The following is a 13,848-nucleotide window of genomic DNA, read 5'->3' as shown; positions in this document are numbered from 1 at the left end:
CGCGCTCCCGCGTCGTTCGAAGAAGATCTGTCACCTCGACGTGACGATCCTTCTTCGAACCACCGCCTCAGTGGACGGTGTCCTCCGGCAGGTCGGCGGCGGGCGAGGACATCGCGGCGAGCAGACCGGCGATCGACAGCACCGCGAGCGGGGCGGCGACGAGCAGGCCGTTGGAGGTGTTGAGGGTCCAGATCGCCGGCAGGGTGAGCAGGCACCACACGACCGTCGCGGTCCGGGGCCAGCGGCGGCCGGTGAGCCACCCGCGGGCCATGGCGGCGAGAAGCACGGTGAAGATCGCGGTGACGACGAGCGAGAGCGCCGCGGCGGAGGCGACGTCGGTCGTACCGGTGACGAGCTCGCGCAGGTACAGGCCGGCCGCGACGAGCAGGGCGAGCGCGTACACCGCGCACACCGCCCCCGCGACGAGGGCAGCGGGGGCCAGGCCCGTCCGGGCGCCGTCGGGTCGTGGTGCGGTGCTCACAGGCCGCACCCTACGACTCCGCCCCGGCATCAGCCCCGGGTGCGCGTCGGCCGCCCTTCGCGGGCGACCCGGTGGGCGCGTCGTCGGACCCCCGTGATGGGGTGGGACGACCACGGGGCCGAGACCCGCCGGCAACTCACCGGCCGCTACCCCTAGCGGGACATGCCCGTCCCCGGCTAACATCGAGGGTCGCCCCCGATACAGGCTCCTGCCTGCCCTCACGCGCCCCGGCCCGGAACAATCGAGCCTGCGTGGATCGTTGGCACAGGGTGTCCCCGACCGGGACTCCCGAGCGAGCACCGTCCGTCAACGCCGATCGACTGGTGATCCACCCCTGACCCCTGCCCGGGTCAGGATCCCAGGCCACCACCGCTAGGCCCCACAGACAGACAAGGAGCACGACTACATGGATTGGCGCGACCGGTCAGCCTGCCTCGACGAGGACCCCGAGCTGTTCTTCCCCATCGGCAACACCGGCCCCGCGATCGCTCAGATCGAGGAGGCCAAGAAGGTGTGCCGCCGCTGCGAGGTCATCGACACCTGCCTCAAGTGGGCCATCGAGTCCGGCCAGGACGCCGGCGTCTGGGGCGGTCTGTCCGAGGACGAGCGCCGCGCGCTCAAGCGTCGTAACGCCCGCGCCCGCCGCGCCGGCTGAGACGCCCACCCACCTGCACGACCCGAGCCGGCGGCCAGCTCCTCACGGAGCGGCCACCGGCTCTCCCGTCGCCCGGGGTCAGCTGCGCTGACGCAGCCGGGCGCTGAAGCGCACGGTCGTCCCGCCCTGGGGGTTGTCCTCCCAGCGGATCGTGCCACGCAGGTCCTGCACCATCGAGGTGACGATCCGGGTGCCGAGCCCGGCCCGGCTGGGCCGGAAGCCCGCCGGCAAACCCGCCCCGTCGTCGGTGATGCTCACCCGCAGGATGTCCTCGCCGTCCGCCGCGGTGCGCTCGGCCCGCACGACGATCGCTCCCCCGTCGGGCACGCCGTGCTCGACGGCGTTCTGGATGAGCTCGGAGAGGATGAGCGCGACGGAGGTCGCCTCGTTCGGGCCCATCCAGCCGAAGCTGCCCTCGACCCGTGAGTCGAGCGAGCCCTGGGTGCGCGCGACCTCGATGATGCCGCGCAGCCCGCGCACGGCGATCTCGTCGAAGTCGGCCTCCTCGGAGAAGCCGGTGCTCAAGGTCTCGTAGACCATCGCGATGACCCCGACCCGGCGCTCCGCCTCGCGCAGCGCCTGCCGGCCCTCGCCGTCCTCGACCCGGCGCCCCTGCATGCGCAGCAGCGCCGCCACAGTCTGCAGGTTGTTCTTCACCCGGTGGTGGATCTCGCGGATCGTCTGGTCCTTGCTGAGCACCTGCTCGTCGCGGTGCCGCAGGTCCGAGATGTCGCGGATGAGGACGATCGCGCCCTGACGGGCGCCACCCCGTGTCAGCGGGAGGGCCCGCAGGGTCGCGGCCTGGCCGCCCGCCGTCACCTCGGCGCGCCACGCGGCGCGACCCATGACCACGATGGCCAGGCCCTCGTCGAGCGGGCCGTCGAGACGCGGCAGACCGCCGATCGCCTGCGCGAGCACCGCACCGAGGATCTGGCCGTCGTGGCCGAGACGACGCATCGCGCTCACGGCGTTCGGGCTGGCGAAGAGGACCTCGCCCCGCTCGTCGAGCTGGATGACCCCGTCGGCGACCCGGGGCGCACCGCGGCGCTGACCCGTCGGGGCCGACGCCGAGGGCCACTCCCCCCGCACGAGCATCTCGCTCAGCGTGTCGGTGAGCTCGCCGTAGGTGCGCTCGAGCGGGCTGGTCGAGCGGTCACGACCACCCGGCTGGTGCCGGGTGACGACGCCGACCGTGCGCCCGCCGAGCCGCACGGGCACGGCGGCGACCTTCGTCGTGCCCTCCAGGCCGTCGGCGTCGATGCACTGACCCGCGTCCGCGGCGGCGTCGATGACCTCGCGCAGGTCGTCGAAGGCGTGCCGCCCGATCATGTCGTCGACGAAGGCCATCGGCCCCGTCATCGGGCGGGCGTGGGCCACGGCGACCCAGCCCTCGTCGAGGCACACCCACATGACGAGGTCGCAGAAGCCGAGGTCGGCGAGCAGCTGCCAGTCCTCGAGGACCAGCCGCAGCCGCTCGACCTCGGCCTGCGTCAGACCGCTGGCCGCGAAGACCTCGGTCGTCGTGCGGACTGGGGTCACCGCGTCACCGAGCGCAGCATCCTCAGCGCGACGGACAGGGCGGCGACGGTCGGCGCCGACAGCGCGCGGATGCTGGCGAGCGAGGTGCGCACGCGCTCCCACGACTCGTCGTGCCCGTCGAGCCAGCTCTGCCACCGCTCCTCGGGCGTCGGGTCGCTGAGCTCCGAGCTCGACTCGAGCACCGAACGGGTGAGCGCCTGCAGCGTCGCGTAGAGGTCGTCGCGCAGCGCGCCGCGGGCCAGGCTGTCCCACCGCTCGACGCGCGGCAGCGCGGTGACGCGCAGCAGCAGGTCGTCGATGCCGAAGCGCTCCGAGACGAGGTAGTACAGCTCGGCGACCTGCTCCGGCGTCTGCCCCGAGTCGGCGGCGATGTCGGTGATGTCGAGCAGCGAGTAGCCGTCGAGCAGCGACGCGGCGCGGGCGGCGAGCTGCTCGGGGACGCCCCGCTCGACGAGGTCGGCGGTGTTGTCCTCGAGCCGCTTCGCCTCCGAGCCCTGGAGCATGCCGCCGACGCTCGAGCCGAGCTCGGCGACGACCGGCGCGAAGCGCTCGATCTCCTCGCGGATCGCCAGCCGTCCCGGGCGCGCGGCGAGGAGCCAGCGCACCCCGCGGTCGAGCAGCCGGCGGAACTCGAGGTAGAGCCGCGTCTGCACCTCGGTCGGCACGACGGCGTCGAGCGCCTCGACCTCGGCGACGTAGTCGTCGAGACCGAAGACCTCGCGGATGACGACGTAGGCCCGGGCGACCTGCTCGGGCGTCGCGCCGGTCTCGGTGACCGCGCGGTGCACGAAGGTGATGCCGCCGCGGTTGACGACGTCGTTGGCCAGGACGGTGGTGACGATCTGGCGGCGAAGGGGGTGCGCGAGCACCTGGTCGCCGTACTCGTCCCGGATGCGCTGCGGGAAGTACGAGAGCAGCATGTCCTCGGTCGCCGGGTCGTCCGGGGTCGCGGACTCGAGCAGGTCGACCTTGAGCGCGAGCTTGCTGTAGGCGAGGAGCACCGACAGCTCGGGCGAGGTGAGCCCCTGCCCGGCCTCCTGACGGCGGGCGACCTCGGTCTTGCTCGGCAGGAACTCGAGCTCGCGGTCGAGCTCGCCGCGCTCCTCGAGGTCGGTCATGAAGGTCTCGTGGACCGAGAGCATCGAGCCGCCCTGGGCGCGCGCGTTGCCGAGCAGGACGTTCTGCTCGTAGTTGTCGCGCAGGACCATCTCGCCGACCTCGTCGGTCATCGAGGCGAGCAGGTCGACGCGGGCCGGCTCGTCGAGACCGCCCTCGCGCACGACGTCGCCGAGGAGGACCTTGATGTTGACCTCGTGGTCGCTCGTGTCGACGCCGGCGGAGTTGTCGACGGCGTCGGTGTTGATCCGCACGCCGCTCTGCGCGGCCTCGATGCGACCGCGCTGGGTGGCGCCGAGGTTGCCGCCCTCACCGACGACCTTCGCCCGCAGCTGGGCGCCGTCGACGCGGTAGGCGTCGCCGGAGCGGTCGCCGACCTCGTCGTGGCTCTCGCTCTGCGCCTTGACGTAGGTGCCGATGCCGCCGTTCCACAGCAGGTCGGCCGGCGCGAGGAGGATCGCGCGGATGAGGTCGTTCGGCGCGAGCGAGGTCGCCCCGTCGAGACCGAGCGCGGCCGCGGCCTGCTCGCTCACGGGGATCGACTTCGCCGAGCGCGGCCACACGCCGCCGCCCTCGCTGATGAGGGAGGTGTCGTAGTCGGCCCACGAGCTGCGCGGCAGGTCGAAGAGGCGCCGGCGCTCGGCGAAGGAGCTCGCCGCGTCGGGGTCCGGGTCGAGGAAGACGTGACGGTGGTCGAAGGCCGCGAGCAGGCGGATGTGCTCGGACAGGAGCATCCCGTTGCCGAAGACGTCACCGGACATGTCGCCGATGCCGACGACGGTGAAGTCCTCGCTCTGGGTGTCGACGCCCATCTCGCGGAAGTGCCGCTTGACCGACTCCCACGCGCCACGGGCCGTGATGCCCATGCCCTTGTGGTCGTAGCCGATCGAGCCACCGGAGGCGAAGGCGTCGTCGAGCCAGAAGCCGTACTCCTGCGCGACCGAGTTCGCCAGGTCGGAGAAGGTCGCCGTGCCCTTGTCGGCCGCGACGACGAGGTAGGGGTCGTCGCCGTCGACGCGGACGACGCGCTCGGGCGGGACGACCTCGGAGCCGACGCGGTTGTCGGTGATGTCGAGCAGACCTGAGATGAACTGCCGGTACGCGGCCCGGCCGGCCTCCATCCACGCCTCGCGGTCGGCGGAGGCGTCGGGCAGCTGCTTGCCGTAGAAGCCGCCCTTGCTGCCGGTCGGCACGATGACGGCGTTCTTGACCATCTGCGCCTTGACGAGGCCGAGCACCTCGGTGCGGAAGTCGTCGCGCCGGTCGCTCCAGCGCAGACCGCCACGGGCGACCGCGCCGAAGCGCAGGTGCACGCCCTCGACCATCGGCGAGCACACCCAGATCTCGTAGGCGGGCCACGGCTTGGGCATGTCGGGCACCTTGCGCGGCTCGAGCTTGAGGCTGATCCGCGGCAGCGGCTCGCCCTGCTCGTCGTGCTGGAAGTAGCTCGTGCGCAGCGTCGCGGCGATCACGCCGACGAAGGAGCGGATGACCCGGTCGTGCGCCAGCGAGGCGACGTCGTCGAGCAGCTCGTCGATCCGGCCGCGGATCTCGGCCTGGGCCGCCTCGCGCGCCTGCGCGTCACCCTCGACGTCGGGGTCGAAGCGGGCGTCGAAGAGCGCGACGAGCTCGCGGGCGATCTGGGAATGCTCGGTGAGCGCCTCGGCGAGCGAGCGCAGGCTCCACGTCGTGCGGGTCTGGCGCAGGTAGCGCGCGACGGTCCGCAGCAGGGCGACCTGGCGCCAGGTGAGACCGGCGGAGACGACGAGCGAGTTGAGCGCGTCGGACTCGGCGCGACCCGACCAGACCGCGGTGACCGCGCTCTCGACGAGCTCGCGGAGCTCCTCGTGGGTGTGCTGATCCCACAGCCCCGCGTCGTCGACCCGCAGGCCGAAGTCGTAGACGCCGATGCGCTCGCCGTCGGAGCGGGTGACGATGTACGGCTCCTCGTCGACGACCTCGAGACCGAGGTCGTGGAAGAGCGGCATGACGCGGGCCAGGGAGACCCGGTCGATGCTGAAGAGCTTGAAGCGGCGGACCGTCGCGCCGTCGTCGCGACCGTGGCCGCGACGGGGGTCGTACAGGACGCACTCGAAGCGGTGGTCCTCGTCGATGGAGACGAGGTTCTTGAGATCGGCGACGGTCTGCGCGGCGTCGAAGTCGTCCTGGTAGTCGACGGGGAAGCCGTGGACGAAGGGGGCGAGCATCGCCTCGGCGCGATCGCCCAGGCGCTCCTCGGCGGCGGCGGCGAGGTGCTCGGTCCACGTGCGCGAGGCGGCGGCGACCCGGTCGCCGAGCGACCCGGCCTCGTCCGAGGACGGGGTGTAGACCGGCTTGCCGTCGGTGCGGCGCAGGACGTAGTACAGCCGCGCGAGGGAGTCCTCGCTCACGTGGGCGGTGAAGGTCGCCTCGTCGGCCCCGATCGCGGTGAGCAGGACCTCCTCGATGCGGTGGCGCACCGTCGTCGTGTAGCGGTCGCGCGAGAGGTAGACGAGGGCGGTGACGTACTGGCGCTGCGCGTCGCCGCGCAGGTAGAGCGAGGTCTGACGCAGGGTCTCGATGCGCAGGATCGAGTGCACGACCTGGTCGAGGTGCTCGACGTCGTCCTGGAAGAGCTCGTCGCGGGGGAAGGTCTCGAGCAGGCGCAGGACCCGGTTGCCGGAGTGCGAGTCCTCGCTCCACCCGGCGGTGTGCAGGATCGAGGTGACCTTCGCCGAGACGACGGGGATCGTGATGACCGGCTCGGTGTAGGCGCTCGAGGTGAAGAGCCCGACGACGCGGGTCTCGCGCAGCGAGCCGTCGCTGCCCTGCCAGCGCACGGCGACGTGGTCGGGGTAGGCGGTGCGGTGCACGGTCGAGCGTGCGCTGCCCTTGCCGATGCGCACGCCCACGCGGTCCTGCGCCAGGCGCTGCTCGGCCTCGCTGAGGGTGTACGCGTCGTCGGCGAGCAGACCGAGACCGGACCCGGCGACGGGCTCCATGCCGGCGTCGGTCACGGTGTAGTCGCGGATGCCGAGGAAGGTGAGGTGGTCGCGGGTCAGCCAGCGCAGCAGCTCGGCGGCCTCGTCGAGCTCGTCGTCGTCACCGGACGCGGCGATCTCGTCGGCGCGCTCCAGCGCGCGCTGCTGCATCGCCTCCCAGTCCTGGACGGCGCAGCGCACGTCGTCGAGGACGTCGCGCACCGTCGTCGTCAGCACCTCGTCGTCGGCGGCGGACGCGGAGGTCTCGACGTGCATCCACGACTCGGCGAGCTCGCCGGCGGCGACGCCCTGGCCGCCCGTGGGGGCGTCGCGCAGGTCGACGATGCGGCCGTCGTCGTCGCGGCGCACGGCGAACTGCGGGTGGATGACGAGCGTGACCCGGTGGCCCAGGCGCTCGAGCGCCCCGACGACGGAGTCGACGAGGAAGGGACGGTCGTCGGTGACGACGTCGACCGAGCCGTTGCTCACGTGGAGGTGGGACTGCCCGGCCGAGCGCCGCTCGGCGGCGGAGCGGTGCCGGCTCGCGAGCGCGAGCAGGTCCTCGGGTGGTCGGCCGGAGACCTCGGCCGGGTCCACGTGCCGCAGGTAGCGGCGGACGAAGGTGGGGTCCTCACCAGCCGCGGCGGCCGCCGTGGCGGCCCCCTCGGCGACGGTGGAGGACGAGTCGGCGGAGAGCGGAACCATGTGCTCGGGCATCCTTGATCTGCGGTCTCGACGGCGGGTGGCCGACGTCCTCGTCGGCTCGCAGCACCCAGCCTAGCGCCGTGCCGTCACGCGCCGAGACGCCGCCTGACCGCGCGTGCCTCGCTGTCGACGAAGCCCCCGATGACCTCGGCGATCTGACCCTCGAGAGAGCGCCCGACGAGCGGGATGGAGCACGTGAGGTCGCCCTCGACGACGAGGCTGCAGCCCTGCCCCTCGGGCGTGAGGGAGAGGGTGCCGTCCATCGTCACGGGGGCGCCCTTGACCCGCACGACGACCGTGCCGCGTCGGGCGCCGTCGGACGCGGCGTCGCTCTCCCAGCGACGGTCGTCGGTGACGGTGAGGGAGTCGCCGAGGAACTTCTTCGCCGGGCCGGGCGCACCGTCGGTGGGCAGGTTGAGCACGATGCTCACGACGTCGGCGTCGGAGCCGCGGGTGACCTCGGCGCGGGGGTCGGTCCCGGTCCGGGCGACCCGCTCGCGCTGGAAGCCCTCGTCCATCAGCAGGTCGTAGACCTGCTCGCAGGGGGCGTCGAAGCTGTAGGCACGGTGGAAGCGCATGGCCTCACGGTAGCCATCTCGAGACCTCCTCGGCGCGGTGGGCCAGGGCCGCTCGGCGGCGCTCGAGCAGGACCGCGCTGCGCTGCAGCCGTCGGCCCAGCCGCTCGGCCGTCTCGGCACGCTCGGCGTCCGCGCTGCCGTCGGCCTCGCCGGAGATGCCCCACCCGGGCAGCACCTGCCCGTCCTGCACGACGAGCCCGTGCGAGCGGGCCTCGTCGCTCGCGCGGCGCAGGTCGTGCTGCGCCTCGCCGAGCGCTGCGGCGAAGTCGTCGAGCGCGTCGGAGAGCTCTCGCATCCGCGCGGCCGCACCGCGGCTGGTCGCCGTCACGGCGTCGACCCGGCGACGGTGCCCGACGGCCACGCGACCGGTCCACCCCGCAGCGGCAGCCGCGTGGGCTGCGTCGGTCTCGTCGGCGCGGACCTCGAGGTCGCCGGCCCGTCGTCGCAGCGACGCGACGAGGGCCGAGACCGACGCGGCGTCACCCAGCAGCGCGGCGCTCATCGTCCCTCGCGGGCGTGGTCCTCGGCGGGTCGCGCCGCGCTGGAGGGAGCGCGGCGCGCCGCGCCCCGGGCGCCGGTGCTGCCGAGGACGTAGGCCAGCTCGGCGCACTCGGCGTCAACCCCGCGCAGCGCGCTCACGAGGGCGTCGACCGCGTCGTCGACGACCCGCTGGGTGCCGTGGTCGCCCACCATGACGAGGCTGTCGAGGAGCTCGTCGCCAGCGGCCCGCGCGAGCCGTCCGAGACCGCCGACCTCGGTGGCGAGCTCGGTCAGACGCTGCGGCTCGGGGTGTCCTGGCATGGTGCCGTCAGCGTATCCGTCACGTCGCCGGCGGCCGCCGGGTCGCCCACAGGGCCGCCGGTCAGCCCGCCTCGGCCACGAGCTGGTCGAGCTCGGTGACGTCGTACCAGAGGAGGTCGTCGTAGCCCTCGCCGAGCGCGGTGCCGGTGCTCTCCTCGACGTGGAAGGACACGACGTCGGACAGGGCGACGGGGGCCTCGACGACGACGGTCCACGCGTCCTGCTCGACCACCGACGCGACGTCGGCGGCGACGACGACGCGGCGCTCACCCTTCGTCCGGCGGCGGTCAGCGGCGCTGTCGAGCGCCTGGCAGGTCGCCTCGAACTCGAGGTCCTCCTCGTCCTCGCCCGGGTGGTCCGCGCGGTCCCCCGCCGTCACGGCGTGCACGGTGCGGCGGGAGGAGAGCGGGACCTCGCCGGAGGTCTGCACGGCGGCGAGGTCGGACATGACCAGCGGCAGGTAGACGCGCACGCTCACGACCGACCCCCGCCCCGCGGGCTCTCCCGCAGCTCGGCGAGGGCCTCGTCGACCGCCTGGGCGAGCACGTCGAGGTCGGGCATCGCGAGACGGTCGGCGTTGAGCCCGAAGTAGACCGACCCGTCGTAGGAGGTCAGCCCCACGGCGAGCGCCTGCCCGCGCGAGAGCGGCATGACGGGGTAGGTCGCGAGCAGCCGCGCTCCACCGGCGTACAGGGGCTGCTGGGGGCCGGGCACGTTGGTCACGACGAGGTTGAAGAGGCGCCGGGTCATCGCCGCTCCGGTCCGCGCGCCGAGCGAGTGCAGGGTGGGCGGCGCGAATCCGCCGAGCGAGGACAGCGAGGCGGCGTCGACCGCCTGCGTGGTCTCCATCTGCTGGCGCATCGAGAAGGCGATCTGGTGCAGGCGCATCGACGGGCTGGCCTCGCCGACGGGCAGGTCGACGAAGCACGCGGTGAGGCGCGAGCCGGAGCGGTGGTCGCCGGACTCGTCGTAGACGCTCACCGGGACCATCACGCGGATGACGGCGGTCGAGCCCAGGTGCTCGCCGCGGTTCTGCATCCACGTGCGCAGCGCACCGGTGATCGTCGCGAGGACGACGTCGTTGATCGTCACGTCCTCGACGTAGCGCCCACGGGTCAGGCTGGTCCGGATGCGGCGGTAGTCCGCGAGGTCCGTGCGCACCATGACCCACCGACGGGTGCCCGACACGGTGACGTCGAGCGGCGACTGCGGGGCCGGGCGCGTGCCGACCTGGGCGAGGGTCGAGACGAGCCCGCCGGCCAGGCCGAGGGCGCGCCGCCCGGTCTCGGAGACGTCGCGCAGACCCCCGCGGACGTTGTCGGCGACCTGGCTGGGTCGGCGCACCGAGTCCATGACGGCGTCGGCGACGAGGCGAAGGGGGCTGGGAGACCCGGTGGGGCGGCGGGTCTCCTCGTCCGGGTGGACCCCGTCGGGGTCGAGGAGGAGGTGCCCGACGTCGACGGCGTTGATGCCGTCGACGAGCGACTGGTGCGCCTTGCTGACGATCGCGAAGCGGCCGCCGGTCAGCCCCTCGACGAAGTAGAGCTCCCACAGCGGACGGCTGCGGTCGAGCGGGCGCGAGGTGATCCGCGCGACGAACTCCTCGAGCTGCTCGTCGTCACCCGGACGCGGGAGCGCGGAGCGGCGCACGTGGTAGGTGAGGTCGAAGTCCTCGTCGTCGACCCACACGGGGTTCGCGAGCCGCGCGGGCACGCTCTGGACGCGCTGGCGGTAGCGCGGCGAGCTCGCGATGCGCTCGGCGATGAGCTCGACGAGGCTGTCGTAGTCGAAGCCGTCACGTGGGGGCTCGAAGATCATCACCGACCCGACGTGCATCGGCAGCGTGGCGTCCTCGAGGTAGAGGAACGACGAGTCGAGGGCGGACAGTCGTTGGCTCACCGGGTCATCGTCGCACGGGGCCTGCCTGCTCACCTGCTCCTCGTGCGGGCCCGCCGCAACCCACGCCGCTCGTGGCGCTCGGCCCGCGGCACCTCGACGTCGAGGAGGTCGGCGGCCAGCGCCCGCAGGGCCAGACGGACCGGGCTGCTCGGGGCGCTCTCGGCGAGGGTCGCACCCGCGAGCATCGCCGCGTCCGTCGCCGCGGGGTCGTCCGGGACGAAGACGAGCCCGGTCAGGCCGGCGAAGCGCTCGAGCGACTCGGAGATCCGTCGCTGCGGGTCGGGCCCGACCGCGGCGGCGCGGACCCTGTTGACGACGGTGCGTGGCTGCGGGCTCGGCACCAACGCCAACGACTGCACCGCCCGGACGAGCCGTTGCAGGCCGACGGGGTCACCCGCACCGACGACGAGGAGGTCGTCGGCGACCGCGAGCGCGGTGAGGGTCGTCGCGTTGCGACGCGGCGCAGCCGTGTCGTAGGAGAGCTCCTCGTCCTCCTCGACGCAGAAGCCGAGGTCGAGGACGACGAGCGGGGCGAGCCCCCGCGCCAGCTCGAGGACCTGCTCGACCGCCGAGGCACGCAGCTCGGGCCATCGCTGCGGGCTGACGACGCCGGAGACGACCCGAAGCCCCGGGGCGACCTCGGGGGCGAGGCGCGCGAGCGAGACGAGGTCGAGGGTGCCCAGCTCGGACGCCCGGGCCGCCGCCGCGATGCCCGGCGACTCGTCGAGCATCGACAGCGCCTGGGCGACCGAGGCACCGTACGTGTCGAGGTCGAGCAGCACGGTCGGCACCCCGAGCGCCGCCGCCTCGCTGGCCACCCCGACCGCCACGGTGGTGCGGCCGGGCGCACCGGTCGGGCCCCAGACCGCGACCACCCGGCCGCGGACCGGCTCGGCGTCGGTCACGGTGTCGTCGTCGCCCGCCCCGCCGGGCCCTCGCGCGTCGATCTGCGTCTCGTCGGCGCGTCGGGCCGTGCTGCGGGCTGCCGTGCCCAGGCGCTCGCGCAGCTCGTCGCGGTCGAGACCCGGGTGGACGACGGTCTCGACGCCGAGCTGGCGCAGGACGCGCTCCGAGGGCTCGTCACCCTCCGTCGACGCCCCGACGACGGCCACGCCGTCGCCCGACATCCGGGCGACGGCGTCGCGTCCGACGCCCCTGAGGTCGGCCGAGACGATGGCGACGTCGCCGTGCCCGGCGGCGACGGCGGCGAGCAGGTCCGCCAGGTCCGGGCACCGGCGTGCCACCCGGACCCCGGGGACCTCGTCGATCGCGGTGACCAGCTGGCTCTCCCAGCCGTGGCCGACCGCGACGAGGACGTCGATCACTCCGCGACCTCGGCGAGGGTGCCGCCGTTGGCCACGACGCGGAGGGGTGGGTCGGCGTCGGTGTCCGCGGAGAGCACCCGCTCGACCTCGTCCTCGGGGATGAGCAGCTCGACGGACGAGTCCGCGCTGCTGCCGCCGATGACGGTGCCGCCCTGCGTCGGCACGCGGTGCACCGTTACCGGGCTGAGCAGCTCGGTGTACTCGGGTCGCCTGCCAGCCTGCTTGTCCTGCGAGCTGAGGGGAGCGGCGGCGTAGATCGCGACGCGCGACCCCTTCGCCAGGCCGCTGAGATCGGTCGCGGGGACGTGGACGACGGTCGGGAAGACGGTGAGGTCGCCGCGGTCGATGAGGGCGGAGCGGGGCACGAGCTCGCCCTGGCGCAGCTCGCGGTCGATGGTCGCGCCCTGGGGGAACTCACGCCCGGTCTGCAGGTACTTGCCCGCCTGGTCACCGAGCGAGACGTCGACGCGCACGAGGTCGCTCTCGCGCACGGGGTCGCCCGGGGTCATGTCCGAGGCCGCGGCCCACACCCCGACCCGCTCGTCGGCCGCGCCGATCGCCAGGGCCCCGACGACGACCGAGGCGAGGACGAGCACGACGCCGACGAGCAGACGGCTGTCCTTCCAGCTCGGCGCGGAGAGTCGTCGGGCGGTCGGTGCGGGCAGATCGGCGCTCACGGTGCTCCCCTGGCTCTCGTCGGTGACGGGCGGGTGTCCTCGGCGACGCCCGCAGGCTGCGTGCCCCACTATGGCCCAGGTCGGGGCCCCGCGGCACGCGGTCTCCACAGGCTCCGGCGCACCCCGCGCGAGCAGTGGCAGACTGACGGCTCCCGTCCTGCCCGTCGTGCGAGAGACCATGGCCAAGAGATTCGTCCCGCTGAGCGAGGTCGCCGAGACCCTCGACATTTCCGCTGCCCAGGCGTACGCCCTCGTGCGCAGCGGAGAGCTGCCGGCGATCAAGGTCGGCGGGCGCGGCCAGTGGCGCGTCGAGCTCACCGAGCTCGACGCCTACATCGAGCGGATGTACTCGCAGACGAAGGCCTTCGTCGACTCCCAGCGCGACGGCTGACCCCGCCTCGCCCAGGGGCTGAGCCGCCTCACCCCGCGTCGGCGACGGCCGCGAGGGCCGCCAGCGGCAGGACCCGCACCGAGCGCACGTCGCCCGCCCGCCGCGGCACGTCCACGGGGTGCTCGCCGACGTCGACGACGTCGGCCCCGACCCCGTCGATCGTGCCGGTCGTCAGCCCTCCCCCGACGTCGTGCACGTGCACGACCCGGCGGTCCCGGCTCACCCCTCGCAGCGCGTAGCCCAGGGTCAGCCGCCGTGCGCTCGCCGTGCTGCGCGGCCGCCGGGCCAGCCCGGACAGGGAGACGACGGCGCCGGTGACGACGAGTGTCGGGCGCGAGCGCGCCTCGAGCACGAACCACCCCGACCCCACGTCGACGAGCACCCCCTCGAGCCGCCGCCCGCCGAGAAGGTGCGCTCCGACGACGGCTCCCGTCGACCCCACGAGCCGGTCGGTGAGCGTCACCTTCGAGCGCTCGACGCGGGTGCGCTCGGCGACCTCGCTGTCGAGCTCGAGACGCTCCTGGGCGGCGAGCTGCGACTCGAGGTCGTCGAAGAGACGGTCCCAGCGCATGGGCGACATCCTGCCCGCGCGCCGGCTCCCCCGCCGGGCGCGCGCTCAGCGGCGTGGGCCGCGCGGCGTGATGACCGCTCGGCGACCACCCTGTTGCTCGATGTCGTTTGATGTTATTTGCTGTTGTTTGACGGCATTAGATGATCGTCG

At 73.6% G+C, this 13,848-nt stretch carries 13 protein-coding genes; 2 read left to right on the top strand and 11 right to left on the bottom strand.

Annotated elements, in window-relative coordinates:
- Window positions 1-67 precede the first annotated feature (67 nt).
- Window positions 68-481, bottom strand: coding sequence for a hypothetical protein (locus EEW87_RS00610; RefSeq protein ID WP_123091082.1), 414 nt, complete (start codon window positions 479-481; stop codon window positions 68-70).
- Window positions 482-887: 406 nt separating this feature from the next.
- Between EEW87_RS00610 and EEW87_RS00605 the strand changes: the two genes are divergently transcribed.
- Complete coding sequence (locus EEW87_RS00605; protein WP_068273570.1) at window positions 888-1,136, top strand: WhiB family transcriptional regulator; 249 nt, start codon at window positions 888-890, stop codon at window positions 1,134-1,136.
- Window positions 1,137-1,214: 78 nt separating this feature from the next.
- Here the strand turns inward: EEW87_RS00605 and EEW87_RS00600 are convergent, their stop codons facing one another.
- From EEW87_RS00600 to EEW87_RS00560, 9 genes are all read right to left on the bottom strand, one after another.
- Window positions 1,215-2,675 (bottom strand): sensor histidine kinase, encoded by a 1,461-nt coding sequence (locus EEW87_RS00600; RefSeq protein ID WP_240341623.1) that lies wholly within the window; start codon window positions 2,673-2,675, stop codon window positions 1,215-1,217.
- A complete protein-coding gene (locus EEW87_RS00595) occupies window positions 2,672-7,456 on the bottom strand; it encodes an NAD-glutamate dehydrogenase (RefSeq protein ID WP_225985059.1) in 4,785 nt (1,594 codons plus the stop codon). Before EEW87_RS00595 ends, EEW87_RS00600 begins: the two co-directional genes overlap by 4 nt.
- Window positions 7,457-7,542: 86 nt before the next feature.
- Complete coding sequence (locus EEW87_RS00590) at window positions 7,543-8,034, bottom strand: DUF2505 domain-containing protein (protein ID WP_123091084.1); 492 nt, start codon at window positions 8,032-8,034, stop codon at window positions 7,543-7,545.
- Between the two features lie 4 nt (window positions 8,035-8,038).
- Window positions 8,039-8,536, bottom strand: coding sequence for a hypothetical protein (locus EEW87_RS00585; RefSeq protein WP_123091085.1), 498 nt, complete (start codon window positions 8,534-8,536; stop codon window positions 8,039-8,041).
- The gene (locus tag EEW87_RS00580) at window positions 8,533-8,835 is read right to left on the bottom strand and encodes a hypothetical protein (RefSeq protein WP_123091086.1); all 303 of its coding nucleotides are present in this window, start codon (window positions 8,833-8,835) and stop codon (window positions 8,533-8,535) included. Before EEW87_RS00580 ends, EEW87_RS00585 begins: the two co-directional genes overlap by 4 nt.
- A 61-nt stretch (window positions 8,836-8,896) precedes the next feature.
- Window positions 8,897-9,313, bottom strand: a complete 417-nt coding sequence (locus EEW87_RS00575) for a DUF6912 family protein (protein WP_123091087.1) — start codon at window positions 9,311-9,313, stop codon at window positions 8,897-8,899.
- Window positions 9,310-10,734 (bottom strand): WS/DGAT/MGAT family O-acyltransferase, encoded by a 1,425-nt coding sequence (locus tag EEW87_RS00570; RefSeq protein ID WP_068273556.1) that lies wholly within the window; start codon window positions 10,732-10,734, stop codon window positions 9,310-9,312. The genes EEW87_RS00575 and EEW87_RS00570 overlap by 4 nt, the downstream gene beginning before the upstream one ends.
- Before the next feature lie 29 nt (window positions 10,735-10,763).
- Window positions 10,764-12,059, bottom strand: a complete 1,296-nt coding sequence (locus EEW87_RS00565; protein ID WP_123091088.1) for a CpaE/TadZ family protein — start codon at window positions 12,057-12,059, stop codon at window positions 10,764-10,766.
- Complete coding sequence (locus EEW87_RS00560; protein WP_123091089.1) at window positions 12,056-12,736, bottom strand: hypothetical protein; 681 nt, start codon at window positions 12,734-12,736, stop codon at window positions 12,056-12,058. Before EEW87_RS00560 ends, EEW87_RS00565 begins: the two co-directional genes overlap by 4 nt.
- Window positions 12,737-12,914: 178 nt before the next feature.
- On the opposite strand from EEW87_RS00560, the gene EEW87_RS00555 reads away from it, so the two are divergent.
- Entirely contained in the window at window positions 12,915-13,127 is a 213-nt protein-coding gene (locus EEW87_RS00555; protein ID WP_068273548.1) for a helix-turn-helix domain-containing protein, read from the top strand.
- Window positions 13,128-13,155: 28 nt separating this feature from the next.
- On the opposite strand, the gene EEW87_RS00550 is transcribed toward EEW87_RS00555, so the two are convergent.
- The gene (locus EEW87_RS00550) at window positions 13,156-13,698 is read right to left on the bottom strand and encodes a hypothetical protein (RefSeq protein WP_123091090.1); all 543 of its coding nucleotides are present in this window, start codon (window positions 13,696-13,698) and stop codon (window positions 13,156-13,158) included.
- Between the last annotated feature and the right edge of the window lie 150 nt (window positions 13,699-13,848).

It is taken from the genome of Janibacter melonis (genome assembly GCF_003721155.3).
GTDB classification, from domain to species: domain Bacteria; phylum Actinomycetota; class Actinomycetes; order Actinomycetales; family Dermatophilaceae; genus Marihabitans; species Marihabitans melonis.
Note: the sequence above shows the minus strand (reverse complement) of the source record. Positions and strands in the feature narration are given on the sequence as shown.

Coding starts and splice junctions, on each gene's coding strand:
- EEW87_RS00550 (WP_123091090.1), bottom strand. CDS start 13,698: ATGCGCTGGGACCGTCTCTTCGACGACCTCGAGTCGCAGCTCGCCGCC.
- EEW87_RS00555 (WP_068273548.1), top strand. CDS start 12,915: ATGGCCAAGAGATTCGTCCCGCTGAGCGAGGTCGCCGAGACCCTCGAC.
- EEW87_RS00605 (WP_068273570.1), top strand. CDS start 888: ATGGATTGGCGCGACCGGTCAGCCTGCCTCGACGAGGACCCCGAGCTG.
- EEW87_RS00590 (WP_123091084.1), bottom strand. CDS start 8,034: ATGCGCTTCCACCGTGCCTACAGCTTCGACGCCCCCTGCGAGCAGGTC.
- EEW87_RS00580 (WP_123091086.1), bottom strand. CDS start 8,835: ATGCCAGGACACCCCGAGCCGCAGCGTCTGACCGAGCTCGCCACCGAG.
- EEW87_RS00595 (WP_225985059.1), bottom strand. CDS start 7,456: ATGGTTCCGCTCTCCGCCGACTCGTCCTCCACCGTCGCCGAGGGGGCC.
- EEW87_RS00585 (WP_123091085.1), bottom strand. CDS start 8,536: ATGAGCGCCGCGCTGCTGGGTGACGCCGCGTCGGTCTCGGCCCTCGTC.